This window comes from Lysobacter sp. Soil_N_51, assembly GCF_057655755.1.
This window is the reverse complement of record NZ_JBDGLR010000001.1, coordinates 41,993-67,252: the sequence shown is the minus strand read 5'-3', so window position 1 is coordinate 67,252 and position 25,260 is coordinate 41,993. Positions and strand designations below refer to the sequence as shown.

Below are 25,260 nucleotides of genomic sequence, written 5' to 3'. Positions count from 1 at the left end.
GTTGCGTCGCTTGCATGCCTGCATGACTGCAACAGTGAAACGAAACTGTACGGCCGCGAATTCTTTCGTATTCCGGCGCCTGAGTGGTGCGATGAATGCCGATGCAGAAGCGATGTGAGTTGCGATCGTATGGATTAAGCCGATTGAGTAGCGCCGCGGATTTCGCGGTTTACGCACGCGGTTCGAGGTTCGGCGTTCGTGTTGTTTCGTGGTCGCGGCTTGCGCCGCTCCTACAGTGGGATGGCGGGTTTTCGTCGTTCGCTAGGGCGGCGCGGCGGCGATTCGATTCAGGCCTGCAACCACAGCGTCATCAAGCGCCGCGGATGCGCGACATAGCCGGCGCGCTCATAGATGCCGCGCGCGTGCGCGTTGTCGTCGTTGACCTCCAGCCGCAACGCATCCAGGCCTTCGGCCCGGCACAGCGCTTCGACTTCGGCCAGGGCGCGCTTGGCCAGGCCGCCGCCGCGATGCGCCGGCAGCACGAACAATTCGTCGAGCAGGCCGAAGCGGCCGCCGAATTCCAGGCTGAAACAAAAGCCCAGCACGAAGTAACCGGCGATCTCGCCGTCGCGCAGGATCAGGCGCAGGTGCCCGGCGTTGGCATCGGCAACTAGCACCGACAAGGCGCGGCGCAGGGCCGTTTCGTTCCAGGGCAGATGTTCGACTTCGTAGAACGCCCGCAACACCGGGATCAGTCGGTTCAGATCGGACTCGGTCGCGGCGGCGAAAACATAGCCGCCGTTGTCGGCGGTAGCGGGATCGTTGGAGTTCATCGCAGTTGCGTCTCCTCGCCGTAGCGGTCCAGCCACGCGGTCGTGGCCGGGTCGCGCTGATGGCGAGCGCGCAGCTTCGCCCATTGTTCGCGTTCGTGCCGCAGGCGTTGCTCGGCTTCTTGCTGCAGGTGCTGCATCGCTTCGTAGTCGGACGGCTCGCCGCCGGAGAAACCGCGCAGGTCTTCGTGCTCGCTCGCGAACGCGCGCACGTCAGACGGCAGCGCGCACCAGCCGGGGCGATGCATCTGCGGCAGCTGCTCCGGTGTGCGGCACGCCGCGGTCGGGCCGGATGCGGCGTCGTGATCGGGTGCCGATGGCTGGCACCCGATCAGCAGCGCCAGCGCCAGCGTGCAAACGCACGCATTGGCGCCGGCGCCGGTGCGCCGATCAGTCCGCACGGCCGGCGAACTCGCCGGTCGCGGTGTTGACCAGCACGCGTTCGCCGTTGCTGATGTACTCGGGCACCATGATCTCCAGACCGGTCGACAGCTTGGCCGGCTTCGGACGCTTGGTTGCGGTGCCGCCCTTGAGTTCCGGCGGGGTTTCGATCACTTCGATCGCTACGCTGGCCGGCAACTGCAGGGCCACCGGCTGTTCGTCGATGATCTGCACGTAGCAGCCGCTGAGGTCGTCGATGATGTAACCGGCGTCGTCGCCGACCACGTCGGCATCGAGCGTGTACGGCGTGTAGTCCTCGTCGTCGAGGAACACGAACGCATCGCCGTCCTTGTACGAATAGGTCACCTGGCGGCGGCTGAGCTCGACTTCCTTCAACTCGTCGTCGCCGCCGACGCTGAGGTCGTACTTGGTCCCGCCGGGCACCGAGTACATGGTGAAGCGGAACTTGACGTTGCCGCCGCGGCCCTGCGGCGAGCTGCGTTCGATATCGCGCACCTGATACACGGTGTTGTTGTGCTCGATTACGTTACCTTTTTTTACGTCGTAGGCTTTCATGAGTTCGGGATTCGAGATTGGGGATTAGGGATTAGGGATTGGCGACAACATGGGACGGGGTGGGGTGGGCGGCTGTTGCCAATCCCGAATCCCCAATCCCGAATCACTGCTTACTTAGGCGCCAACCGAGTAGCGCCATCCAGGCGGATCGTCTCGCCGTTGAGATAGCGGTTGCCGAGGATGTAGGCGACCAGATCGGCGAATTCTTCCGGCTGGCCCAGGCGCGAGGGGAACGGGATCGAAGCGCTGAGCGACTGCTGCACCGACTCGGGCATGCCGTCGACCATCGGGGTCCAGAAGATGCCCGGCGCGATCGTCATCACCCGGATGCCGAAGCGCGACAGCTCGCGCGCCATCGGCAGGGTCATCGCGACCACGCCGCCTTTCGACGCGGAATACGCGGCCTGGCCGATCTGGCCCTCGTAGGCGGCGACCGAGGCGGTGTTGACGATCACGCCGCGCTCGCCGTCTTCGCCGGCCGGGTTGTGCTGCATCAGGTTGGCCGCGGCCTTGGCGACGTTGAAGCTGCCGATCAGGTTGACCATGACCGTGGTCTGGAACTGCGCCAGCGGCATCGGCGATTCCTTGCCGAGCACGCGGCCGGCGCCGAGGATGCCGGCGCAGTTGATCGCCGCGTTGAGCCCGCCGAGAAATTCCTGCGCGGCGGCGAGGTTGGCGACCACGCCGGCCTCGTCGGTGACGTCGGTCTTGAAATAACGGGCCTGGTCGGCGCCGAGCGCGGCCACGGCCTGCGCGCCCTTGTCGTCGTTGACGTCGAACAGCGCGACCTTGCCGCCGCGGGCGACGAGGTGCTGGGCCACGGCCAGGCCGAGGCCGGAGACGCCGCCGGTGATCACGGCGCGGGCGTTGTCGAGTTGCATGGGCGGTCCTGAAGGCGGAAAAGTCGCCATTCTAAAGGACCGGGCGAATCGAGGGCGGAGCCGATGGCTGGCGGGGGCGATCGCCGCCGGGGCCGGCCACGCTGGCTGCCGCCGGCTGGGTCTTCTGGCGGTCCGGTCGCGATCGCCCCGGCCGCCGTGGCGGCCGGGGCAAGCCCGATCAGCGCGCAGTCGCGCGCTCGAACTGAGGATCGGAGAACAATTGCTGCAACAGCTTCTGCACCGTGGCCGTGTAGTTGTCGAACGCCGCGGGAATGGCGATCGGCCCCATGAACGAGGACGGCCAGTGGTGCTCGGCGGTCAGGGTGCGGTCGTAGACCTGCGAATCGCCGCGCTTGATCACGAAGCGCGCCTGCACGATCGCATGGCCGTCCCCGGCCGCGGCGCCGCCGCCGTTGAGCCGGTTCTGCAGCAGTTCGCCGCCTATCTCGAGTGCGGCGTTGTCGTCCAGGCGCCCAGCGGTCTTGAGTTCGGTGCTCAAGGCATCGCGCAGGTAGGTCGAGAACTTGCCGTCTTCGCCGCCGCTCAGCGTCGAGCCACGCACGTTGAGCGGCTTGCCGTCGAGCTTTGGATCGGCGGAAAACGCGCCGACCCGCAGCGGTGCCGCGCCACTTTGACGGCTCAGCACCTCGGCGTTGGCCATGCCGGGCTGGTACTTGCTCGCGACCATGCTCACGCAGGCGCTTTGCAGCGCAAGCGTGGCGATCAAGGCCATGCGGACTAGTGCGTTCACCGACTTATTCCGCGTCGAACGCATGCTTTTCCGACAACTGCTTGAGGCCGTTCCAGACGATCTGGTCCATGACCTGATGCGCCGCGGCCTGCGGGGCGACCGGGGTCAGGCCGGCCGGGCCGGCCTTGTTGCCGATGGTCGAATGGATGGCGTGACGCACCACGGCTTCGGTGGTCTTGCCGTTGGCGGTGTAGCTGACGGTGGCGTTGTAGCCGTCGGTGACCATCGAGCCGGCCAGGCCGAAGGTCAGGCCGGTGCCGAAGCCCTTGGCGGCGGCGTTGTCGGTGATCGGCACGTTGTCGATCATCACCCGCAACTGGCCGGCGCCGGGCGTGGCCTCGCCGCTGACCTGACTGAACAACCCGGACTCGGTGGCCGCCGCCAGCGCGCGCGGCCGCAATTCGGCGGTGGCGCGGGCATTGGCGTTGCCCTTGGTGCGGAACTCGGCCAGCACCTGCACCGGCCTGGGCGTGGCCGGCGCGGCGATGTCCTTCTTGGCGACCGTCGGCAGCGCCGGATCGACATACATCTTCATGCTCAGGCAGCCGGTCAGCGACATGCTCAGCGTGAGCGCCGCCAGCGCCGCGCGCAGGGCGCGCGGTCGGATCGCGATGGACATTGGTTTGAATCCCCTGTTGATTGTTTGCTTGATTTCCCCGGAACCGCCGTGAGCGGTCCGACGGGCTTTATAGCGTGACGCCGTTCCTTTTCCAATAAGCGAAACGCTACAAATTCGCCGGCGATTCTTGCGATCACGGCGAAGCTCGGCTCAAGGCACCAGTGCGGTGTCCAGGCCGATGGATTTATGTGCTGGCGATCGTGATCGCGGGCTTACAGCGTGCGCAGATACCAGGTATTGCAGCCGCGCAATCCGCCGTAGCCCATCGGCGCTTCCAGCAACTGGAAGCTGTTGCTTTCCAACAGGCGCTGCGCGTCGCTCATGCGGTCCAGGGTTTCGGCATAGCACTGGGCGAAACCGAAGCCGCGTGCGGTCAGCAGGCAGCGTTCCAGCAAGGCCTGGCCCAGGCCCAGTCCGCGCGAGGCCGGTGGCAGGTAGAACTTGCGCAGTTCGCACACCCGGTCTTCACCGCCGAGCAGCGGCGCGATCCCGGCGCCGCCGGCGAGGCGGCCTTCGCGTTCGACCACGTAGTAGGCGCTGCGCGGCAGGCTGTAGGCGCGCTGCATGGCGTCGACTTCGCTATCGGCGACCGCGCCCGCGCCGAACTCGGCCATCACCTGGCGTATCAAGTTGGCGACGGCGGCATCGTCGCGCGCTTGGATCGGACGCAGTACGACGCCGGGCGGCAGGGTCATGGCGGTTTCCTTATCGCGGATGGCGCATCCTCGCTCAAGCCGGCGCGCTTGCGAAGGGCGCCGCTGCATCACCGCGCCGTGATCGAGGCCGGGACTTCGACGGCATTCGCATTCTTCGCGCCGATATGCGGCGCTGGCCGGGGCCGCGTGGTTTTGACGTTCCGACCCGCAAGACGGTTACAGGCCGGGGCGTCTAACCGCCGCAATCAGGGAGCGATGTCCGGCCACGCGCCGGCGTCGCGCATCAACCGCATCACTACAGGGGGATGCTTCGATGATCAGGACACTCACACGCACTGCGTGTCCGTTGTCGGCTGCGTTGCTGTTGCTTATGGCGGGAGGCGCGTCGGCTTACAAACTCTCCACCCATTCCAGCGCGGAAGAACGGCGCCTGAGCGGAATCACCACGGGCAGGTGGGCGATGGTGGAGCGCGAGGCGGCTCGATTTTCGATCAGCACCTTCACCGAGCCGGTGCATGAAGAAATCACCAATCGCAGTTATGGCTGCAATATCGCCTGCGACGGCAGCGAGGCGCTCAACGCGCCCTCGGCGGTGTTGGCGGGCGTGCGATGGAACGACGATCCTCCCTTCGCGATGACCGTCAATCAGGCGCGCGGTATTCGCTGCAACATTCGCGATACGATCCGTTTCGAAACCCAGCCGGTGTGCTGGGTCAAATTGTTTATCGACGCCAACAAGGGCGCGAAGGCGGGCAAAAGCTACGGTCCCGGCGATGCGATGCTGTATCGCACCCATTTCGGCGACCTGCAATTCCTGCATGCGATGGCCGCTCGCAACGGCGAGCCGGCTTTCGTCACCAAGGAGCGGATCATGGGGTGGTCCGAATTCGCATGGCGCGCGTCGCTGGGCGAGTACACCCTGGACACGCGCTTGAAGGAGATCCAGATCCCGGTCATCCAATCGTCGTTCGGCCGCAGCGAGTGGCGAATTCTGGACCTGTACACCCAGGGCGCCGGCGGTGGTCTGCGTCGGGTGTATGAGGATGTCGCCTTCGGCTCGCTGTTGCATACGTTGCAGGACAGCTATGCGGCCGGGCACGCGCAACGCGAAGAGGCCAGTGGGGTCGGGACATGTCCGCTGGCGAGCGGCGCGGTTGCGGCGCCGGGCGCCATTGTCGAATTTCATGCCTACAACCAGCAGAATCACGGCCTGCATGCGGATGCCGACACCGGCGCGGCGTTCGCCCGACACCTGAACAATCCCGGAAATTCAGTCGATATCGGACGCGCGTTGGTCGATGCGCGTCGGCGCAAACTGCCGTGGAGCGAGATGCAACCGTTCTTCGATTGCGTGTTCACCCTGCAACGGCCCGATGCGCCGGCCGGTCCGGGCGATCATTTCGGCGGCGGCGCTTCTTCGAGTTGACGACGGATTTGGCGCGGCCGCGACTGGCCCCATCCGGCCGCTGGACGCGGCGGCGTACCGCGCCTCGCGGCGTTTCGCCCAATTGCCGTTCGGCCGCATCGCCTACATCGAACGCGGCGAGGGCGCGGCCGCGCTGTTCCTGCACGGCGCGCCGCTCAACGGCTACCAATGGCGCGGCGCGATCGATCGCCTGGCCGCGCATCGACGCCGCATCGCCCCGGGCTTCACGGGCCTGGGCTATTCGCAGATTCTCGCCGGGCAATCGCTGGCCGCCGACGGCCAGGCCGCGATGCTCGCCGCGTTGCTGGATTCGTGGGCGATCGACGCGGTCGACCTGATCGCCCGCGACAGCGGCGGTGCGGTCGCGCAGTTGTTCGCGGTGCGTTACCCGCATCGGGTCCGTTCGATGCTGCTGAGCAATTGCGATGTCGAAACCGACAGCCCACCGCCGAAGGTGATGCCGGCCATCGAGATGGCGCGCGGCGGCCGCGCGTGAATCGAAACCTGCGCTTCGTCACGGTTGCCCCGCGCCGTGGCCCCTGGCCGCGCCCGACCGCGTTAGCAGTGGGAACATCAGGTGTCGAAACAGGGGAGTGGACATGAAGACAGCACTGACCGTGGCTGGAATGCTGGTGTGCGTCGTGGCCGCCGCCGCGCCGCTGGACGTCACCAAGCCCGCCGATCAAGGTGCCGAGCTGCAGCGCAAGCTGCTGGCCACGCCGAACCCCGCGCCAGCGCGCTTTCCGAGCTTCGATCCGCACTACCCGCCGCCGCCGGGGACGCCGGATGTGTTCCAGCTCAGCCAGGACTACCCCAAGACCTTCAAGCAAGAAACCTTTCCGTGGATGGCGATCGACTTCAAGGCCTTCCCGACCGAGTACATGGGCGCGGTGCTGAGCTACTGCCTGGAAGGCAATGTCGAGGTCGACTTCAAGGTGCAGGACAACAAGGTGCGCAAGTGGTACCACGCGCCGTGGCTGCACGACGACGGCGATCAATTCGGCGCCGGCCGCGAGTACCACCACGGCTTGACCCGCGAACGCAAGGCGCGCCCGTTCGAACTGCACCGCAGCCAGAGCGCGCCTGGGCAGAACTGGGCGGTCGGCTTCTATAACGACCGCGGCGGCACGGCCCTGGGCAAGGTCTGGCGCACCGCCAGCGGCTACCCCGATCCGTATGCCTCGACCTTCCCCGAGAACAGCGTCGCCTGCAAATTGCTGTTCACCGACGCCAGCGTCGAACAGATCCCGTACCTCGTCGGCAGCAAGACCTGGACCGCCAACATCTACCCCGACACCGCGTACAACAAACCGCGTGTCGACAAACCCATGCGTCTGCTGCAACTGGACGTGGCAGTCAAGGACCCGCGCGTGGCCGACACCACCGGCTGGATCTACGGCACCTTCGTCTACGACGGCGGCGGCGCCGGCAAGACGGTGTGGGACCGCATGGTGCCGGTCGGCCTGAGCTGGGGCGATGACCGTCAGGACCGCACCGACGCCAACCGCGACGGCGTATTCGTCAACACCTCGCTGACCCAGGCCCGCATCACCTCCTCATTGGTCGAACAGACCGGCTGGGACTACGGCAACCGCGCCTACGTCCGCCACCATGGCCTCGGCGGCCGCGTCAACGGCCCGATCGACAGCCCGGTGTCCTCGTGCATCTCCTGTCACGGCCGCGCCGGCACCTACGCCGGCACCAGCATCGGCCCCAAGAGCGGCCAGCCGATGGCGATGGCGTACTTCGCCGCGAGCAAGCCCAGCGATTTCCCGCTGAGCCAGTTCGACGAATTCTTCAAACCCATCCGCGGCGGCGCCCACATCGAAGTGCAGAACAACGAGCGCTTCGTGACCACCGACTACTCGTTGCAACTCACCGGCGGTATCCGCAACTTCTATCAGAACCTGCGCAGCCAGCCGGTCATGAAGACCTTGCATGCGCGCGGGGTGTCGGCGATGGCGGCGAAGGAGCTGCAGGCGGAGGAGCCGTTGCCTAAGGTGGCGCGGGATGCGGATTGAGGGTCGGGGCGCGCAGACGCGGTGTTGTGGTCCACAATGGGCGCTCTGAGTCCTCTCGCCGTCAACCGCACAAGGTGATCCATGGCTATCGTTGATCTGACTGGGGAAGAGATGGCGCTGATTCGCGAGGCGTTGCACTACTCAAAGCGCGCCAAGCGCGACGGCCCCGCGCCGAAAAGCCTGACCGACCAATCCATCCGCACGATAGATACTGTGTTGGCCAAGTTGACGGACGCAAAAGAACAGCAGTAATCCTGCATAAGAAAAAAGCCCCGCTCAGCGGGGCTTTTTTTAGCTTGCCGACCGCGAGCGAGGCCTACGATGCGCTCGGCGCCGAAGCCGGCACTTCCGGCCGCGCCCTATTGAATCGGGCCGACAAGGTCTTGCGCAGGCCTTCCAGCCCTTCGCCCTTGCCGGAAATCTTCAAGAACGCATAGCCCTCCAGCGCATTGCTCATCAGGTCGCTGCCCAGCGCCATGTGGGTGTCGTTGGCGCGCTCGAACAAGCGCGTCAACCGCACCAGCCGCGGCCGCAGCGCATCGAACGCGGCCAGGTCGCGGCGCATCGCCTCCAGGTCGAAATTGCGCGGCAGGATGTTCGGGTTCTGCTGCATCACGTCCACCGCCTGCCGGCAGAACGACTCCGACTTCTCGCCCATCTTGGTCAGCTGCCGGCGTTGGTCCACGTTCAAGCCGATCAACGGCGCCAGTTGCGCTTCCAACTGCGTGAGCGCCGCATCCACGGCGTCCAGTGCCTCGGCGGACAGATTCAAATCGATCAGGTTCTGACTCATCTTCGTTCCTTGATAGTCCATGTCAGTACGCCGGCCGACACGGCCGACGCGCGCAGCCTAGACCGCCGCCCGCGCGCCGAAACCCGACCCGCGCCCGCTCGCGCGCCCGCATTCACGCCCCCGAAAGCTTGCGCACACCGCATGCACCCTTGCGTGCGCAGCGCCGATGCCGGCGCGCAAGCCCGTGAGCATCGCGCGCAAGCCTTCGCGCCCGGTCGCAAGGCTCGCAGGCTTGCGATCGCAGACCTCGATGCTCCGACCGCAAGGCTCGCGATCCCAAACGCAAGGCGCAAAGTCCCGCGCGCAAGCCTTGATGCTCGCGCGCAAGGCTCGGAACCTTGCGATCGCAAGCCTTTTCGCTCCATTCGCAAGGTTCCGAGCCTTGCGGCCGGCTCTCAAAGCCTTGCGGCCCCAGCCGCGAACCTTGCGCCCGCAGCCGCCGACGCGGCGCTTGCGATCCCGACCCGCAACCGCCGCCTATCTCGTGCCATGAATGCAGCCATCAGGCACACGCCTGCGCCGCAGCGCTCCAAACCCAAAACTTTTTCGGCCGACGTCCGGCCCAGACGCCGGACGACCGCAGCGCCACACCCCGAACGCCGCCATTTGCGCGGCACGAGCGCTGCCCCCAACGACGACGGCCGGGCCTGCGAGGCTCGCTAAGCCGGGCGCACCGATTCCAGACTACGGTCGACCTGATCCGCCCAGGTCCGGAACACCGACGCCAGCGCGCGATGCCGCGACTGCTCGTGCGGACGAGTGGAGGGGCAGGGGGACGTAGCCGGATCGAGCGTGCGGGCCGCGCTCAGCAACTGATCCTGAAACTCCCGCAACTCAAAAAACGCATTCAGCGGCAGCGACACACTGAAACTGTCCAGATCGCCGCCGGACGAAGCCTTCGGGGGCATAGGGCACTCCTTCTTCCTAGGACACAACACCAGGGCCCGCGCTGCGCTCAGTCACAGGCGGGAAGTCGGGAGGCTCAAAACCGTACAGAGACGGCGGGCTTATTCCCCTTGCGGGTGTTGTATTCGCCGCCCTCCCGACGCAGGAACGCGCCGAGCTTGTGCCCGAATAGCAGACACAAAAAAACCACCGGATATTTCGGGCGTGGCAACCGCTCTGTAAGGAGTTTTGAGTCTCCGGTCGAAAGCATCGGACTCCACGTTGAGCTAGTCAAGTAGCCGAGATAAAAATTTCTTGTTTCGCTTGGGCGTCCTTACCTAACGCAATGTCACGGATCCTGCTTTGGTCAAAGCTAACTCTTTTAACTGATTTCATCTAAACGGGATTCGATCGCGAAACCGGCCAGTAACAGAAGGGGTGTTTTGGGTGCGGTCATTCTGCCTATAGAGTGCAAATTATGTCTTCGTCGCTATATGCTAAGGCGCGCTTGACAGGGGGCAGAAATGCGTCATTGGGACCATGAATGGGTCCTCCTGTTTCGGATAGGAGATTCACCTTGAAGCCAGCACGAGTCCATATTCATCTGTACAGGGTGTTTAATGCCGTCGAAGACGCGAGATCAGCCACTTCGATGATTAGGCTAATCAGTCAAGAAGCGCTTGGTGAGCGTATCCGCCAAGTCAGTGGCTCCAACGTTCGGCTTGAAATTGCTGAGCAATTCGCGGCAGGAGAAGGATTGCCCCGGAGGTGGAGATTAGACTTTGTAAAGCTTAGAGATACGGCGGGACCCGGGAAAGGTACGCGCCATGATCCTATCGAGGATTTAGATATTGAAGACGATGAGTACTTTGGAGAGGAGTCGGCCGCACTATTTCTGCCGCAGTCTGGGTATATGTTGATCCAATATAATCACTATGGAGTGAGGCCTGGTGCGATTGAAAAATACTTGTCTGGTTATGCTGCGGATGAGGCGAATGACTATGAGCTAAAAGTTGTGCTTGATCAGGATGCAGAAGCCAAATATGAAAGAGTGACTGAAGTTCGAAGGCTGTCGGTAGGAGTTGATCTAAAGCAACTTTCAGCGAATCAGCGTAGACGAGGCGATGCCTTGACGCAGGCGCTTGGTCGCGGGGCCGATATGAATGGTGCGAAGATGAAGATCGAAATTAGCGTAGGTCATGACCGTCAGCAATCACTGGTAGGGGCCAAAGCTTGGCTTAACTCACTACTTCGAAGTCCTGCCGTAGTTGCAGCTGAGGTCGCAGGCCGTGAGACTACTGACGGTAAAATTGAAACGGTTGATCTAATCAAAGAGAAGCTTTTGCATTCTCTTGATATCACACCAAACTCTGGGCGACGACTCGCTGCGGAGGATCGTTTTGTTGCGCTTGAAAGAGCATATAGAAAATGGGCGGATCGAATTCGAAATGGCTGACTCCATTGCTGCGCGAGCGATTCGCGCCTTGGTTGTTGGCGGGTCTCTGTACTCTAGCTGCCGTCATATTTCATGGGCGAGGATGGATAAAGCTTCCAATAAATTCTCCTGATAATTATTTGTCCGCCGTGATATCGCTTGGGGGCGTCTTAACGGGTTTTATGGCGACACTCAAGGCTCTGCTGTACGGGATGGGTGATGAGACCTTTAGGCGCCTTAAGAAAAGCGGATATCTCAAGGACCTTCTTCGTTATCTTCGGGAGGCGCTTTGGGGTAGCGTATTCATGTGTGTGATAGCGTTAGTTGCTTTTTATATTCCTGGTGAAATTTCGTTGCATGCAATGGTGGTTGGCGTATCTGCCTTTGCGCTCTCATCTGTAGCTCGAATAGCAAACATCACATCGCAATTATTGGCCCGGCGCGAAGTAAAAGATGATGATGTCTAACTTATCGTGTGTAGTCGAAAACCAGGGCGGCAGAAGATGGTAGTCGCACACTACCAAGGTGTTGCTACTCATCACGGCCGCACTGACCATTGCCTCTGGCATAGCGACAGCCAAGGAATGCGTGTTGCCGATTGCGGACGGTGGTGGCGTCGAGCCCTGCGGCCTCGTTGATCGGCTATATCGTCCGAGCCGAGCCGAGCCGGGACAGGTCATGGTCAAAGTCGCCGGCAAGTCCAAGCCTGTTCGAATCGTCGTCGCTCCGGATACGGAGCTTTTCACGGTGTACGGAGACGGCATCGATGCCGAGGACCTCGCACCGGGACAGCACGTCCTGGTTTGGTTTGACGGCTGCGTGCTCCCCAAACACGCAGAGCCGAGGGCTGCCGTCCTGCAGGTATGCTCGCTCGCCGCGGAGCCTTGCCCTACATAAGGCGAAAACTGGGGTCAGCAGCGACCGATATCCCAACTAGCGCAGGATGCAACCCCATGCAAATCCACTACCTCGAAATCGTAACCACCGAAGTCGACGCCGTATGCGCCGCCTACGCATCGACCCATGGCGTGCAGTTCGGCGAACCCGACGCGAGCCTCGGCAACGCGCGCACCGCGCCGTTGGCGGGTGGCGGCTTCGTCGGGGTACGCGCGCCGTTGCGCACGACCGAGGCGCCGGTGGTTCGGCCTTATTGGTTGGTGAAAGATATCGAGGCGGCTGTCGCCGCCGTGGTGGAGGCCGGAGGTCAGATCGCGGTTGAGCCGATGCTGATCCCCGGGCACGGAACCTTCGCCATTTACCTGCAGGGCGGCAACGATCACGGCGTATGGCAGCTGTAGTCGAGGATGGGTTCGTTCGTCAGTGACAGGGCGACGAATCTTTGAACTGACTGCGCGCACCGTGTGATTCAACTCGCGTACGAGCCAACGCCGAGGTGCGGCCTGCTACGGCTCAATCCGGACGCACTTGCCGACGATCTCCGACGCCGCGATCCAGCCGTTGATGAAGCCGCGGTTGTTGCCGGTCTGGAATTCCCCGGCGTTGATCGCCTTGACCAGATGCAGGTTGTCGTTGCTGTCGACGCGGCACAGCGCGATGTCGCCGACGCGGAGCGTGACGGTATCGACCGGGGCCACGGTGCACAGTTGCCCGGACTCGATCTTGCCGGTCATGGAGCCGCCGGCGGGACGAAACGTCACGTTCTCGCCGGCCTGCAGTCTGGCGATGTAGTTCTTGGCCCAGCCCACGATCAATCTCCTGCGGCTCGGCGCCGTTATCCCATCCTCTGGCCGCGTCCGTGCTCGGTTGCGGATTGGGTCTCTTGCGCCGCTGTCTGCGAGCGGGCTTGTTCCTGCTTCATTGTGTCCATCTGTTGCAGCGAACGGTCGAGCGGCTGATTTAGCGCTTCGACCGTCGATACCCGGGCGACGGCGTTGCGCACGTCGGTCGGGTCCTGGCCTTGCACGACGAACACGAACGAGCCCGCGGCATGGTGTGTGCCCTGTCGGCTGAGTGCAACGTGGTCGGCCAAGTCGATGCCCTGGGCCTTGGCTGCGACGAACGCGCTCATCGCAAGGCGCTCGCTGCCGGCGTCCGGCGTTCGACCCAGTTGGGCGTCGATGCGATGCACGCCCTGTTCGATCTGCGTGTACAGGCGGTGGTCCGGATGGTCCGCGACGCGCGGATCGGCGGGATGCCGTGCATTGGCGGGCGAGGGCGTAGCGGGCGTTGTGCGCGGCGCGGGAGATGGATCATGGGACGGCTCGGAGGCGTCGCCAGTCGTGGTAGGGCCACGCTTCGCGGTTTGCGCGTGTTGTATCTCTTCAGGCGTGGTCACCGCCGCGATCACATAGGTCTTGCCGTCGGTGTCCAGGCGCAGGCTCGCGATAGGGCTGTCCTGATCGTAGCGGCGGTCGGCGTTAGGCTGCAGTTGCAGGGCCGTGGTGTCTGGGTTTAATCCGTGCGCCGCCCAGGTGATGCGAACCGCTGCCGCACTCGCCTCGATGCGTTCAGCGCTCGGCGAGACGCCGGCATTGGCATACGCGCCCATGACGGTATCGCGTAAACGGGCCTCAGGCGTCGGCGGCGGCGGCGCTTGCACCGCTTGCGGCGGTGGGAGTGTCGCGCGCAGGACTTCGCGGGTGGCGTTCAATTCCTCGCGCAGATTTCCGCTGGCGGTGGAGTCGTAGATCATGCCGTCGCTGACCCATTCGCCGTCGGCGCGGCGCTGGTAGCGGTTGTCGTCGGAGGCGACCAGGGTGTCCACGTTCGTGCGCGCATGGGTCACGGCATCGGGCATGGGGCCGTGGGCCGCCCAGCCATTACGTGCGTAGGCGTCTTCGTAACGCGCTGCGATGGCCGGCGGACTGTTCGCGGCATTGTGCAGCACGGTATTGGCGGCGGCTTGATCCAGCTCTGCGGCGCGCTCCGGGCCGGCGGTCTCGATGCGCTTGGGGCTCATGCCGCGCTCGACGAACGCGATGACGACTTCGCGTCGCCATTCGTTGCTGTCGGCGTCACGGGTCCAGCTTGCCGGCGTGATGCTGGGTGTGTCGCTCGCGTTGGAGGATTGAACGAACGGATCGCGCTGTTTCGGCGGGCCGCCGAGCACCAGTTCGGCCGAGACGCTGGTCGATTTGTAGTTGAGTTCGTTGGCCAGCGCGGGACTGGCTCGCAACTCACTGCGTGCCGGATTGTCGATGCGGTCGTCGCTGGCATCGACCGGCGCCGTTCGCCGCCAGCCGCGATCGGGTTGGTCCGGGTCGTAGTTCCAGGTATTGCCTTGTCCGTCGTCCTGGCGATAGATGCGGCGGTCGTCGGTCCACTGCGCGATCTTGTCGCCCGCGAACACGCCCACGACTCCGCCGATGGCGCCGGTGACCAGCAACCCCGGGCCGGTCTCGACGCCGGCAATAGCGCCGGCCGTCACGCCCAGACCGGCTCCCGCGAAGCCGCCGACGGTGCGGCTGCCGAAATGGATCAGCTCGGAGGCGGCCGCGGTGTCGTTGCCTTCGCCTCGCAGACGATTACTGGTTCGAAGGGTGTCGGCCGCGTCGTAGGCATCGAGCGCCAGACCGGCGATGCCGAGGACCTTGCCTGCATGGATGCGCGTGGGCCGAACCCGGGTGGCATGGTCCACATCCAGCGCCTGCGCCGCGGTGCTGTCGACACGTTCCACCACGCGGTTCGCGCTGCGCTCGACCAGCAGATTTTCGCCGGTGGCCCGGTCGACCTTCGGGTGGGTGGGCAACTTCTCGGGCAGTTCCTGATGCCAGCTCTGCTGTTCTTGCCATGCGTCGCGGAGCGCGCGGGTCAGCACCGGGTCTTTCAGTCGAGCTTCGCGGGCTTGTTCCAGCGCGGCACCCGGCAACTGTGTGCTGGTGCGACTGTCATAGAGTTCGACGCCTTCGCGATTGAAGATCCGGATTGGTGCGTCGGTCTGCGCGTGAACTGTATCCAAGCTGGCGGGCAGCTTGTCGTATATGGCGTCGCGGGCGCCTTCGGGGACGTGGCGGCCGAAGCCGTCTCTATCTAGTTTATGTGTGAATCGGCGGTCGACGCCTAGTTCGCTTTCTAGCCGATGTGCAGCAATTGCACGTACTTCAACCTCGTAGCCCTTACTTTGCAGGTCCTTAATCAGTTCAGATGTCCATTGACCGTTGCTGAGCGTTGTATCGAAGATCAGGTTTTTCTTGGCCGAGACGGTTGCATCCAGTAGTTCATCCGCCCATTGACTTGCATCAGCGTGTGTCCGTCCTGACCACGTGTACGGCGTTTCGCGGCGAAATTCCGTAACGTGGGGGTGTGCGTCACGAAGATTGTCTGGGTCGATGACAATCGCATCGTTTCGCAACTCGCCGCGAACGGTTTCAACGAGTCCGCCTTTTCCCGCTCCGGGCTGGCCACCTAGAATTACGGCCTTGGGATGATTGAGGGATGTCTTGGAGGCAAGATTCGCATCGACAAGAATTTTTTCTTGGAAGGTCTGAGCATGTTCTTGCTCAGAAATCTTGGCATCGGTCGTGTTCATATCACATCCTTGTGTATTGCTGAAAGTACGCCCGCAATTCATGGAGATCCGACATTCCTCCGTTAACGGAATGCGCCCGGAACATCAGGACATCCTTAGCTTTCGCCTTTTCAATCGCTTCAGCATTTCCACTGGCTTCGGCTATTTTTAATTCTTCGCGCGCTTCGGAGATAAAGCTCCCTAAAGTGCCTTCAAGCGACCAGATGGCGCCATCAAATGGCATGACGCGAAAAGGGGCGCGGATGTAATCGTTTAGAGATTCTTGCAGTCGCTCGAGATGATCTGGATAGTCTTTTAGAAGTTCACGCAACCTTGGTGGAATCGGCGGCAAAGATGGCATGGGCATTCCCGTGGCTTTTAATTGGTAGGTGTGCGAGCGTTAAAATATTCTGCCAGTTCGCCGAGGTCGTATTGCGACACCAAGCAGACATGTAGCATCAAGATTTCTTTTTCTTCCGCTCGTGCGATGTCTTGATCATCTCCGGATGCCTTGGCTTGCTTGAGTTCTTTGCGCGCTTCTGACACGAAAGTGTCGAGCCTTCCTTCAAGCGCCCAGATGGCCCCATCAAACGGCATGACACGAAAAGGCTTTTTGGCGTAGTCACTCAAGGCTTCTTGTAGGCGTCGAATGTGATTTGGGTAGTCTATGAGAAGTTCGCGGATTCCCTGCGGAACTGGGGGTGTCGGCAAGGTGGACATTTTCGTGTAGTCCTTATGAGCCCGTAAGTCGGGGTGTTTTCCAACGATATGATAGCGCTGGTAGCGCGTACCAGCATTGCAAGGGGTTAGGTTAAAAGCGCACTAGCAGGGCCGCGGATTGGGCGTGTCTTTCAGGTGCTTTCGGTGGCTGAGCTGAATGACGAGTCATTCGCGATGCCCCGGGTGCCGAGTGTGTTTCGTCCGCTCATCCTGAGTTCCATGTATCGAAGTAAGTTCGAAGTTCGGACAATAGGCCCATGTCGGCTCGTGCCGAACCAAAGGTGGACCTCTTTGCCCTGGCTAGTGCGATAGCTTCCGGGTCGCCGCCGGTCTCGGCATTTCCTATCTCTTGACGCGCTTCGGCGATGAAGGTCTCCAGACTGCCCTCGAGCACCCATATCGCGCCATCGAATGGCATAAGCCGGAACGGCTTTTGGACGTAGCTGTTCAAGGCTTCTTGCAGGCGCTGGATATGGTCCGGGTAGTCCTTGAGCAGTTCGCGCAGTCCCTGCGGAACCGGAGGAGGAGGCAAGGTGGACATTCCCGTTTCTTCCTTTGAGCGCTCGGATCGACCTGGTACTTGGGTGTGAGGATAACGTCGGCCGAACGAGACGAGGTGAAGCAATTGACTCGGTTTGGCGCAAACAATCAACGTGTGCGAACAAATGTGATTCCGTTGCCGTGTATGGCGCAAGCGTTGGGCAGCGGTGTCTGCGCAATCTATCGAGCACCGGAATGGAGCGGGCAGTCCGACCGGTTTAGGAGTTTGACTGGCGTCGCGCAAGTCACTCCGTTACTTTCCCGATATCGGCTCGATGGAGCGCAACCTCAGGACGCATGGCGATATGGAGGTCCCGGAGCATTTGTGGCGGCATCCCACGGCCGCGGCGCTTGAACGGCTTGCCGCTCGGTTCGGATTTGTCGCCCATCCCTCGATGCAGGACCCCGAGGCCGAGTGGGCGGACTGCGGGCGTATCGATGAGTTTCTGGGGTTCTATGAGGCGGGCGAACTCGGTGATGATGAGCGCTTCGTGCTGATGGCGGTGGTGCTGAATTCGTTCGAGTTCGCCGATCGTGCGTTGGCGCATTGGCCGCAATGGCCGCGGACGCTGCATTTGCTGGAGCGCGATATCGCGATTCATATCCACTCGGTGCTGTATTTCGCCGGTCCCGGCGGCGGCGAGCGCAACTGGCGCATCGGGCCGGATCTTTGGGCCATCGCCGCGAGGCATACGGCCGCATTCGGGTATGTTTTGCCTCTCGGGGACGAATCGTCCTGTTCGCCGCCGGATCGTTCTTGAATCGACTGATTGGGGTTGCGATCTCAGATCCCCATGCATGGCCAACAAGCCAGTCGGCCGGCATGCACGGTTGGCGTTGGAACTGACCTATCTGTGCGGGCAACGGGTCGACGATGCGATCGCGCTGGTGGATGAGTTGAATGCGGCGGGTCGACTCGACGACGACGGCGGCTACGCCTTCCTGGTCGCGGCTACAGATGTCTTCAAAGGGCCATCCGCGCAGGCCGCGAAATTCGCCGACGCCTTGCTCGCCACGAACCCGGGCGACGCGGGGTTCAAGGCCCGAATCGTCGAGTTCGGCAAAGCCAGCCGGTCGTAATCGCGGCTTGACCGGCGATGCGCTTCACTGTGCACTTGTGGCCATCCACTCACAGAGCAATCGCGTGAAACGACTCGTACTGGTTTTGTCCTTGGTGTTCGCCACGCACGCCGCGATGGCCGGGCAGACGCGCTGTTCCAGCGACGGGTACGGCAGGACCGATTGCCGCAACAGCGACGGCACGACCACGCGCGCGCGGTCCGACGGGTATGGCAACACCACCTATCGCCGCAGCGACGGCACCAGCACCCGCGCGAGCGCCGATGGGTATGGCAACACCTATCTTCGTCACAGCGACGGCTCGGTCACGCGCGGCCGCTCCGACGGGTACGGCAACACCACCTATCGCCACAGCGACGGCACGACCACGCGCGCGACCACCGACGCTTACGGCAACACGACGTATCGTCATAGCGACGGCAGCACCCGGCGATGCCATACGGACGCTTACGGCAATACCAGTTGCCGTTGAGGGGGCGGGGCAAGGACCTTCTTAAGCCCTGCATCCGCGCGGCGCCCCGAGGCGCATGAGCAGGGCGCCGAATCGTAAGCCCGGCAGCACGACGCACAGTAGACTGTCGCGATGGACTCCCTGATCGCCGCCGCGGGGCGCGCACTGGCCGTCGGCGATGCGCTCGGCGCGCTGGATCGTGTCGCGCTGCGCGACGATCCACCGGCGCTCGCCTTGCGCGGGATCGCGATGGCCCAGTTGGGCGAGTACCCGCGCGCCCGAGAGTTGTTGCGCCGCGCCGCGCGCGGCTTCGGTGCGCGCGAAGCCTTGTCCCGCGCGCGTTGCCTCGTCGCCGAGGCGGAAGTGGCGCTGGCCATGCGCGACCTGGGCGGCTCGCCGCGACCGCTCGCGGAGGCCGCGGCGGTGCTGGAAGCGCGCAACGATCGCGCCAATGCCCTGCAGGCGCGTCTGATCGCGGTGCGCCGACAGCTTCTGCTCGGCCGTCTCGACGAGGCCGCGGTTTCGTTGGCCGGGCTGGATGCATCGGGCTTGCCGCCTTCGTTGGCGGCCGTGGCCGAGTTGGCGGCCGCCGAGTTGGCGTTGCGCTCGTTGCGAACGGCGGTGGCGCGAGCGGCACTGGAGCGCGCGTTCGATGCGGCGCAACGCGCGCGCGTACCGGCCTTGATCGCCGAAGTCGCCGAGGCGCGGGCCGCGCTCGTTCGCAGCGCCGCGCGCACCATTCACGCCGGCCATGAGCAGCCGCTGCGGCTCGATCAGGTCGAAGCATTGCTGGCATCGGACGCGTTGGTGGTGGATGCCTGCCGGCGCGGCCTGCGCGCTGGCGATCGGTGGCGGTCGCTGGCGCGGCGGCCGGTGTTGTTCGCATTGCTGTGCGCGCTCGCCGAAGGCTGGCCCGGCGATGTCGAGCGCAATGGTCTCATCGCCCGCGTGTTCCGCACCAAGCATCCCGACGACACTCACCGCGCGCGTCTGCGGGTCGAGATCGGCCGGCTGCGCGCCTTGATCGCGCCGTTGGCGGCGGTCGAGGCGACCGCGGGCGGTTTCGAACTGGTCCCGCGCGACAGCCGCGCCGTGGTCGTGCTGATGCCGCCGATCGACGGCGATCAGGCCGCGCTACTGGCCTTGCTCGGCGATGGCGCGGCCTGGTCGACCTCGGCGTTGGCGCTGGCCCTGGGCGACAGCCAGCGCACGGTCCAGCGGGCTTTGGTCGAGCTGGAGGCGGCCTCGCAGGTGCGCTCGATCGGGCATGCGCGCGCGCAACGCTGGCTGGCGCCGCCGCTGGTGGGATTCACGACGATCTTGTTACTCCCGGCCGCGCTGCCGCCTGAGTAGATTGATCTCACGGCGCCGCCATGAGCGCCCCAAGGAGACGGATGATGAGCAGCAACGACAGCACCACTCGGCAAGCCCCGACCCGGCAAGTCCCGACCCGCGCGGCAGAAATCGTGCGCGAATACGGCCCGTTCGACGGCGCCGAACGGATTCACGGCGTCACCCACGACGGCGAGCGGGTGTGGGCCGCCACCGAAGCGAACGTGCTCGCGTTCGATCCCGACAGCGGCCAGGTCGTGCGCAAGCTCGATTGCGCCGCGCACGCGGGCACCGCGTTCGACGGCACCCATCTGTATCAGATCGCCGAAACGCGCATCGACAAGATCGATCCGGCCACCGGCGCGGTGGTCGCGTCGATTCCCGCGCCGGGCAACGGCGGCGATTCCGGCCTGACCTGGGCCGAGGGCAGCCTGTGGGTGGGGCAGTACCGCGATCGCAAGATCCATCGGATCGATCCGGCCACCGGCGCGATCCTGCGCACGATCGAATCCAACCGCTTCGTCACCGGCGTGACCTGGGTCGACGGCGAGTTGTGGCATGCGACCTGGGACGGCGACGACAACGAACTGCGCCGCATCGATCCGGCCAACGGCGACGTGCTCGAGCGCCTGGAATTGCCGCACGGCATCGGCGTCAGCGGGCTCGAATCCGACGGCGCGGATCTGTTCTATTGCGGCGGCGGTTCCAGCGGCAAGGTCCGCGCGGTGCGCCGGCCGAAATCGGCGGCGTAATGCCGGCCGAAGCGATGCGCCGCCAGCGCCACGGCGGCCCATCGCGGCGAATGCGCTGAGGCGCGATTCGTCGACGATCCAGCCGCGAACACTCAGCGGCTTTCCAACCGCCACATCCATCCGGTCGATCGGCCGGAGACGGCGACGCCTTGCCCGCGATCGGTCATGGCGTCCCCCAACGAAGGCCCGTCGGGCCGAGGAGCACCGCATGAACACCGCGATAGCCGCAACGAACATCGTCGATCACCCGATCGTGTCCAGGGACCAATGGCTCGCCGCACGCATGACCCTGCTGGCGCGCGAAAAGGAACTGACCCGCCTGCAGGACGAGATCGCGCGCGAGCGCCGCGCGTTGCCGTGGGTGCGGGTCGAGAAGGAGTACCTCTTCGACACCCTCGATGGGCCGCGTCGCCTCGCCGACCTGTTCGACGGACGCAGCCAGTTGCTGGTGCAGCACTTCATGTTCGCGCCGGGTTGGGAGCAGGGCTGCAAGAGCTGCTCGTACATGGCCGATCACAACGACGGCGCCAATCTCCACCTCGCCCAGCGCGATGTCACCTTGCTCGCGGTCTCGCGCGCGCCGCTGGCCGATATCGAACGCTTCCGTCGGCGCATGGGCTGGCGCTTCCCGTGGGTGTCCTCGCACGGCGGCGATTTCAACCGCGATTTCGGCGTGAGCTTCAGCCAGGACGAATTGTCCAGCGGCAAGGTCGACTACAACTACGTGCGCCAGCCGTTTCCGCACGAAGAGGCGCCCGGTATCAGCGTATTTCATCGCGACGAAACCGGCGCGGTCTTCCACACCTACTCGCGTTACGGCCGCGGGGTGGAAGTGATGATGCACGCCTATGCGCTGCTGGAACTCACGCCCAAGGGGCGCGACGAGGACGGGCTGGATTATCCGATGGCGTGGGTGCGCCATCACGATCGCTATGAGCCGGCCGCGAGCGTGAGCACGCCGCCGTCGACGAGCGCGTGTTGCGCGAAGGCATGAACCGGCGATCCCCGGGCGAGGACGGATCATGGACATGGCATGGGCATGGCTGACCATCGCCGGACTCGGCGCCGCGCATGGCGCGAGCCCGGCGAACGGCTGGATGTTCGCCGCCGCCTGCGGCGTGCAGGCGCGCGACGACGCTCAGGCGCGACGCGCGTTGCTGCCGATCGCGATCGGGCATGCGGCATCGGTCGCGATCGTGGTCTGCGCCGTCGCCCAGGGCCTGTTGATGGATCGCGCATGGGTGCAGGGTCTGGGCGGTGCCTTGCTGATCGGCGTGGCGATCCATCGCGGGCTGCGCGGCGCCGAGGCGAGTGCGACACGCTCGGCGCTTGCCGGTCGATTTCGCACACCGGGCGGCCACGTCGGGATCGCGCTGTGGTCGTGCCTGATGGCCACCGCGCACGGCGCCGGCTTGATGCTGGTGCCGGCGCTGGTGCCGATCTGCATGAGCGGCACGCCGGCGCGGGAAATCACCGCGTCGGGTTCGATCGTGCTCGGGTTGGCCGCCGTCGGTGTGCATCTGGCGGCCATGCTGATCACGACCGGCGCCATCGCGACCGGCGTGTGTCGCGGCATCGCGCTGCGTCCGGGCTGGATGAGCGGACGCGTGCCCGCTCGCGCATGGACGGCCGCGCAGGTCGTCACCGGTGTGGTGTTGATGCTGCGAGCGGGTTAGGCGGCCCGCTCGCTGGGGTTCACTCGCTCTTGGTTTTCTTCGCGGCTTTCTTTGTGGCTTTCTTCGCGACTTTCTTCACGACTTTTTTCGCGACTTTCTTCGTGGCGCCGGCAGGGCGGGGCTTGGCGCGCGCCGCGGTATTCAGCGCCACCGCGGCGCGGATCAGCGTCTTCAAGGCTTTTTCGTTGAGCTTGTCGCCTTCGTGGACATCGATGGCGCGGCGGGTATTGCCGTCGAGGCTGGAGTTGAACAGACCGGCCAGATCGTCCAGCGACGCGCCCTTGGCGAAGGTCATCTTCACCGCGGCCTTGTAGGTCTCGCCGGTGCACACGATGCCGTCGTGCGACCACACCGGAACCCCTCGCCATTTCACTTCCTCGACCACATCGGGGTCGGCCTGCTTGATCAGCATGCGGATGCGCGCGAGCGTTTCGCCGCGCCAATCGCCCAGTTCCTGGATTTTCGCGTCTATCTGTTCGGACGCGGAGGTGTTCGCGCTTGCGTCCGCGGCCGGGTCGAGCGTGGTCGTTTTCTTCATGGCGATGGCTTCGTCTGCAGTGGTGTGCGGGGCGATGGGATGGTGCGGCGCGCACATGCTACGCATGCGCCCGGCCGGAGCGGCTCACATTTTCTCACCGGGCAGCCGCCGGGCCTGCTTCACCCAGGCGATGAACTGGGCTTCGTCGATCGGTTCGTCTTCGCGCACGTTGAGGTAGCGCGTGTGCGGGGTCCGGGATTCGCCCGGCGGCATGGGGTCGAGCGAAGCGCCGCGGAAAAACGCCACTTTCACGTAGTGGTTGAAGGTATGCATGCTGAGGAACCAGCCTTCGCCCGCGATGCCGTACAGCGGCGAGTTCCATTTGACCGCCTTGTAGACCTCGGGAACGGCCCGTTCTACCAGGGTATCGATCTGGCGGCCGATCGCGCTTTTCCAGTCTGGCATCGCCGCGATGTAGGCCTGCACGGGGGCGCCGCCGTAGGCTTTGGCTATCTGCGGATTGCCGCCGGACAGCAGGCGCGGCGTGGCGGTCTTTCCGGCTTGCGGTTTCGCTGCCGCCTTGCGCGGCTTGGGCGTCGTGGCGGCGGTTTTCTTCGCGACTTTCTTGCTGGCTTTCTTCGCGACTTTTTTCGCGGCGGGCCTGCTGGCGCTCTTCGCTGGCGGTTTCGATGTCTTGCCGGGCATGGTGTGTGCTCCAACGGACAGGTCCCTGTGCGGGCGATGATACTGATTTGGTCGGTGAATGCGCCGCGGGATGCGGGTGGCGCGGTGGGCGGGGTTGCGATGTCGCGGCTTGCGCCGCTCCTACAGGGGGCTGTGCGGGATCGTCGCAATCGGGATACTTGTCGCCGGGCTCAGGGAGAGGCAGGCATGAAGTACGTTTTGGCATGGCTGGTGATGGGATTCGCCACGGCGGCGTCGGCGACGTCGGTTCCGCAGATACCGCTCGAGGACATCGTTCGCTTGGCCGATCACGTGGTGGTCGCCAACGTCGCCCGCGTCGATATGGTCGATGGGCGCGGGCGACCGGTGACCAATCCGCAGGCGCGTACCGGTCCGGGTTTGAAGAATCAGATCCGGTTGCATCTGCGCGTCAAGCAGGTGCTGTTTTCGCGGGCCGGCGCGGTGCCGCCGACATTGACGGTGCCGCTGTGGACGATGTGGCATTACCAACTGGGCGACATGCAGGAGGTCGTGAGCGAGGAGGACAGCGTCTTCCTGCTCAAGGGCGACGGCTACGAACCCGCGTATCGCAATGGGTTCCAGCGTTCGATCGACGAAAGGGAACAGATCGAGCAGTTGCTGGCGCCTCGATAAGAATCAATGCGGGCCTGCGCCCGCTCACGGAATAAGCGCGATCATGAGTGTGTACTGGAAGGACATCGAAACCGATGCGGGCCGCTGGTTCGGTCTGGCACTGGAATGCCGCGAGGATGATGGCGGTCATCGCAAGCCGGCGTTGCGTCTGGAGAGCGGCCATAACGCCCGCATTCGTCTGGTGCAGGATCGGGCGGGCGGCGGCGAGCCGGTGACTCGCTTGTGGGCCACGCCGCTAAGCGACTATTACGGAGTGCATCTGTTGCGCAGCGATGTGCCGCTGGAGTCGCCGGTGCCTGCATCGGCGCTGGACTCGGCGGTCGTCGAACGGCATGCGGCATTGCCGGAACCGCAGCGGCTGGCGAGTTGGAGCCGCGTGTTCGCGCAGGCGCTGAGCGACGGGCCCGCTTCGTTCCTGCATGCGGGCATGTGGATGTTCATCGGGGTGCGTCCGCGCGCGGACACTTGGCAGTTCGAGGCCGGAAAGCTGCGTTTGAACTACTGGAACTGGCCGGTCAATGGCGTGCGCGATGCGCTGCGCGACGATCCGGTGCTGTTCATCGATTGGGGCGGTCAATACCCCATCGACCAGGTGTTGAACCTGCGCGCGCCGTCGTCGCCCGACGATGGCCGGGTCAAATGGTGGCGCAAGAAGGCTCGCGAAGGCGCGCTGCCGCCGATAGTGCTGTGGCGGCTCGGCTGTCTGCAGGCGTATGTGATCGTCGATGGTCATGATCGTCTGCAGGCAGCGTTGCTGGAAGATCGCCCGCCCGATTTCCTGGTGGCGTGTTCGGCCTACGAACAACCGGTCGAGCGCGATCCGGTGTCCCAGCAGGCGATGATGGCTTCGCTGCAACGGCATGCGAGCGAGTTGGCCGCCAACATGCCCGGCCGCAAGCTCATCGCGACCGACTCGCTCAATACCACCTTGATCTCGGCGTTCGACGACCGTCCCATCGTGACGCCGCGGACCTATGCCTGGGCGAGCCGGCGACCGGAATCGGAATGGCTGGCCGAGGTCGAAGCGCGGCTTGCGGCGCTGGGGCGCAGCGAGTTGTTTTGCGAGTTCGCAGAGCGCCGCTGAGCGGTTGCCGTCGGCGATGCGCCGGCTGGGTGAAGCGCACAGCCGACGGTGCGCGTTCTCGCGCGCACCGTCGGTTCGAAGGAGGGACGCAATCGTCCCTGCTGGCCCGCGTACCCGAACAACATCGATGCATGCCGCGTTATCGTC

General features: G+C 64.4%; 31 protein-coding genes and 1 pseudogene. 16 read left to right on the top strand and 16 right to left on the bottom strand.

Features of this window, described 5'->3' with window-relative positions:
• Positions 1-287 precede the first annotated feature (287 nt).
• From AC3A4T_RS00335 to AC3A4T_RS00305, 7 genes are all read right to left on the bottom strand, one after another.
• A complete protein-coding gene (locus AC3A4T_RS00335; protein ID WP_487673578.1) occupies positions 288-773 on the bottom strand; it encodes a GNAT family N-acetyltransferase in 486 nt (161 codons plus the stop codon).
• Positions 770-1,018, bottom strand: coding sequence for a hypothetical protein (locus tag AC3A4T_RS00330; protein WP_487673577.1), 249 nt, complete (start codon positions 1,016-1,018; stop codon positions 770-772). Before AC3A4T_RS00330 ends, AC3A4T_RS00335 begins: the two co-directional genes overlap by 4 nt.
• Positions 1,019-1,160: 142 nt before the next feature.
• On the bottom strand, positions 1,161-1,727 hold the full coding sequence (yeiP, locus tag AC3A4T_RS00325) for an elongation factor P-like protein YeiP (RefSeq protein ID WP_036108330.1): 567 nt from the start codon (positions 1,725-1,727) through the stop codon (positions 1,161-1,163).
• Between the two features lie 110 nt (positions 1,728-1,837).
• Positions 1,838-2,608: an SDR family NAD(P)-dependent oxidoreductase gene (locus tag AC3A4T_RS00320; RefSeq protein WP_487673576.1), complete on the bottom strand. Its 771-nt coding sequence runs from the start codon at positions 2,606-2,608 to the stop codon at positions 1,838-1,840.
• A gap of 178 nt (positions 2,609-2,786) precedes the next feature.
• Positions 2,787-3,359 (bottom strand): hypothetical protein, encoded by a 573-nt coding sequence (locus tag AC3A4T_RS00315; protein WP_487673575.1) that lies wholly within the window; start codon positions 3,357-3,359, stop codon positions 2,787-2,789.
• Positions 3,360-3,363: 4 nt separating this feature from the next.
• Entirely contained in the window at positions 3,364-3,978 is a 615-nt protein-coding gene (locus AC3A4T_RS00310) for a hypothetical protein (RefSeq protein ID WP_487673574.1), read from the bottom strand.
• 212 nt (positions 3,979-4,190) lie between these two features.
• Positions 4,191-4,673, bottom strand: a complete 483-nt coding sequence (locus AC3A4T_RS00305; RefSeq protein ID WP_487673573.1) for a GNAT family N-acetyltransferase — start codon at positions 4,671-4,673, stop codon at positions 4,191-4,193.
• Between the two features lie 274 nt (positions 4,674-4,947).
• Between AC3A4T_RS00305 and AC3A4T_RS00300 the strand changes: the two genes are divergently transcribed.
• The 4 genes from AC3A4T_RS00300 to AC3A4T_RS00285 all read left to right on the top strand — a co-directional run bounded on the left by AC3A4T_RS00300 (position 4,948) and on the right by AC3A4T_RS00285 (position 8,333).
• A complete protein-coding gene (locus tag AC3A4T_RS00300; RefSeq protein ID WP_487673572.1) occupies positions 4,948-6,060 on the top strand; it encodes a hypothetical protein in 1,113 nt (370 codons plus the stop codon).
• A gap of 82 nt (positions 6,061-6,142) precedes the next feature.
• On the top strand, positions 6,143-6,556 hold the full coding sequence (locus AC3A4T_RS00295; protein WP_487673571.1) for an alpha/beta fold hydrolase: 414 nt from the start codon (positions 6,143-6,145) through the stop codon (positions 6,554-6,556).
• 103 nt (positions 6,557-6,659) lie between these two features.
• Complete coding sequence (locus AC3A4T_RS00290) at positions 6,660-8,081, top strand: hypothetical protein (protein WP_487673570.1); 1,422 nt, start codon at positions 6,660-6,662, stop codon at positions 8,079-8,081.
• Between the two features lie 81 nt (positions 8,082-8,162).
• On the top strand, positions 8,163-8,333 hold the full coding sequence (locus AC3A4T_RS00285) for a hypothetical protein (RefSeq protein ID WP_487673569.1): 171 nt from the start codon (positions 8,163-8,165) through the stop codon (positions 8,331-8,333).
• A 64-nt stretch (positions 8,334-8,397) separates the two neighbouring features.
• On the opposite strand, the gene AC3A4T_RS00280 is transcribed toward AC3A4T_RS00285, so the two are convergent.
• Together AC3A4T_RS00280 and AC3A4T_RS00275 are read right to left on the bottom strand one after the other, a co-directional pair.
• Positions 8,398-8,874: a hypothetical protein gene (locus AC3A4T_RS00280; protein WP_487673568.1), complete on the bottom strand. Its 477-nt coding sequence runs from the start codon at positions 8,872-8,874 to the stop codon at positions 8,398-8,400.
• Between the two features lie 659 nt (positions 8,875-9,533).
• Positions 9,534-9,782 carry an XAC0095 family protein gene (locus AC3A4T_RS00275; RefSeq protein ID WP_487673567.1) on the bottom strand — a complete coding sequence of 83 codons (249 nt, stop codon included), beginning with the start codon at positions 9,780-9,782 and terminating at the stop codon, positions 9,534-9,536.
• A gap of 554 nt (positions 9,783-10,336) precedes the next feature.
• Here AC3A4T_RS00275 and AC3A4T_RS00270 point away from each other — a divergent pair.
• From AC3A4T_RS00270 to AC3A4T_RS00260, 3 genes are all read left to right on the top strand, one after another.
• Positions 10,337-11,215: a DUF6731 family protein gene (locus tag AC3A4T_RS00270; RefSeq protein ID WP_487673566.1), complete on the top strand. Its 879-nt coding sequence runs from the start codon at positions 10,337-10,339 to the stop codon at positions 11,213-11,215.
• Positions 11,188-11,661 carry a hypothetical protein gene (locus AC3A4T_RS00265; protein ID WP_487673565.1) on the top strand — a complete coding sequence of 158 codons (474 nt, stop codon included), beginning with the start codon at positions 11,188-11,190 and terminating at the stop codon, positions 11,659-11,661. Before AC3A4T_RS00270 ends, AC3A4T_RS00265 begins: the two co-directional genes overlap by 28 nt.
• Positions 11,662-12,147: 486 nt before the next feature.
• Positions 12,148-12,492, top strand: coding sequence for a VOC family protein (locus AC3A4T_RS00260; protein ID WP_487673564.1), 345 nt, complete (start codon positions 12,148-12,150; stop codon positions 12,490-12,492).
• 105 nt (positions 12,493-12,597) lie between these two features.
• Here the strand turns inward: AC3A4T_RS00260 and AC3A4T_RS00255 are convergent, their stop codons facing one another.
• The 5 genes from AC3A4T_RS00255 to AC3A4T_RS00235 all read right to left on the bottom strand — a co-directional run bounded on the left by AC3A4T_RS00255 (position 12,598) and on the right by AC3A4T_RS00235 (position 16,923).
• Complete coding sequence (locus AC3A4T_RS00255) at positions 12,598-12,900, bottom strand: hypothetical protein (protein WP_487673563.1); 303 nt, start codon at positions 12,898-12,900, stop codon at positions 12,598-12,600.
• A gap of 26 nt (positions 12,901-12,926) precedes the next feature.
• On the bottom strand, positions 12,927-15,683 hold the full coding sequence (locus AC3A4T_RS00250; protein WP_487673562.1) for a zeta toxin family protein: 2,757 nt from the start codon (positions 15,681-15,683) through the stop codon (positions 12,927-12,929).
• Position 15,684: 1 nt separating this feature from the next.
• Positions 15,685-16,023, bottom strand: a complete 339-nt coding sequence (locus tag AC3A4T_RS00245) for a hypothetical protein (RefSeq protein WP_487673561.1) — start codon at positions 16,021-16,023, stop codon at positions 15,685-15,687.
• Between the two features lie 17 nt (positions 16,024-16,040).
• On the bottom strand, positions 16,041-16,382 hold the full coding sequence (locus AC3A4T_RS00240; RefSeq protein WP_487673560.1) for a hypothetical protein: 342 nt from the start codon (positions 16,380-16,382) through the stop codon (positions 16,041-16,043).
• A gap of 205 nt (positions 16,383-16,587) precedes the next feature.
• The gene (locus AC3A4T_RS00235) at positions 16,588-16,923 is read right to left on the bottom strand and encodes a hypothetical protein (RefSeq protein ID WP_487673559.1); all 336 of its coding nucleotides are present in this window, start codon (positions 16,921-16,923) and stop codon (positions 16,588-16,590) included.
• 274 nt (positions 16,924-17,197) lie between these two features.
• Between AC3A4T_RS00235 and AC3A4T_RS00230 the strand changes: the two genes are divergently transcribed.
• The 7 genes from AC3A4T_RS00230 (at position 17,198) to AC3A4T_RS00200 (ending at position 22,213) form a co-directional block, all read left to right on the top strand.
• A complete protein-coding gene (locus tag AC3A4T_RS00230) occupies positions 17,198-17,683 on the top strand; it encodes a hypothetical protein (RefSeq protein ID WP_487673558.1) in 486 nt (161 codons plus the stop codon).
• 76 nt (positions 17,684-17,759) lie between these two features.
• The gene (locus tag AC3A4T_RS00225) at positions 17,760-18,002 is read left to right on the top strand and encodes a hypothetical protein (RefSeq protein ID WP_487673557.1); all 243 of its coding nucleotides are present in this window, start codon (positions 17,760-17,762) and stop codon (positions 18,000-18,002) included.
• Positions 18,003-18,066: 64 nt separating this feature from the next.
• Positions 18,067-18,474, top strand: a complete 408-nt coding sequence (locus AC3A4T_RS00220) for a hypothetical protein (protein ID WP_487673556.1) — start codon at positions 18,067-18,069, stop codon at positions 18,472-18,474.
• Positions 18,475-18,585: 111 nt separating this feature from the next.
• Positions 18,586-19,806, top strand: coding sequence for a helix-turn-helix domain-containing protein (locus AC3A4T_RS00215; protein WP_487673555.1), 1,221 nt, complete (start codon positions 18,586-18,588; stop codon positions 19,804-19,806).
• A 44-nt stretch (positions 19,807-19,850) separates the two neighbouring features.
• Positions 19,851-20,537 carry a Vgb family protein gene (locus tag AC3A4T_RS00210; protein ID WP_487673554.1) on the top strand — a complete coding sequence of 229 codons (687 nt, stop codon included), beginning with the start codon at positions 19,851-19,853 and terminating at the stop codon, positions 20,535-20,537.
• A gap of 208 nt (positions 20,538-20,745) precedes the next feature.
• The gene (locus AC3A4T_RS00205; protein ID WP_487673553.1) at positions 20,746-21,531 is read left to right on the top strand and encodes a DUF899 domain-containing protein; all 786 of its coding nucleotides are present in this window, start codon (positions 20,746-20,748) and stop codon (positions 21,529-21,531) included.
• Positions 21,532-21,565: 34 nt separating this feature from the next.
• Positions 21,566-22,213: a hypothetical protein gene (locus AC3A4T_RS00200; RefSeq protein ID WP_487673552.1), complete on the top strand. Its 648-nt coding sequence runs from the start codon at positions 21,566-21,568 to the stop codon at positions 22,211-22,213.
• Between the two features lie 121 nt (positions 22,214-22,334).
• Here AC3A4T_RS00200 and AC3A4T_RS00195 read toward each other — a convergent pair.
• A pseudogene (locus AC3A4T_RS00195) lies at positions 22,335-22,751 on the bottom strand (DUF1801 domain-containing protein); the annotation flags it as partial.
• An 84-nt stretch (positions 22,752-22,835) separates the two neighbouring features.
• A complete protein-coding gene (locus tag AC3A4T_RS00190) occupies positions 22,836-23,396 on the bottom strand; it encodes a DUF1801 domain-containing protein (protein WP_487673551.1) in 561 nt (186 codons plus the stop codon).
• 186 nt (positions 23,397-23,582) lie between these two features.
• On the opposite strand from AC3A4T_RS00190, the gene AC3A4T_RS00185 reads away from it, so the two are divergent.
• Together AC3A4T_RS00185 and AC3A4T_RS00180 are read left to right on the top strand one after the other, a co-directional pair.
• On the top strand, positions 23,583-24,029 hold the full coding sequence (locus tag AC3A4T_RS00185) for a hypothetical protein (protein WP_487673550.1): 447 nt from the start codon (positions 23,583-23,585) through the stop codon (positions 24,027-24,029).
• A 43-nt stretch (positions 24,030-24,072) separates the two neighbouring features.
• Positions 24,073-25,113: a hypothetical protein gene (locus AC3A4T_RS00180; RefSeq protein WP_487673549.1), complete on the top strand. Its 1,041-nt coding sequence runs from the start codon at positions 24,073-24,075 to the stop codon at positions 25,111-25,113.
• Positions 25,114-25,260 lie beyond the last annotated feature (147 nt).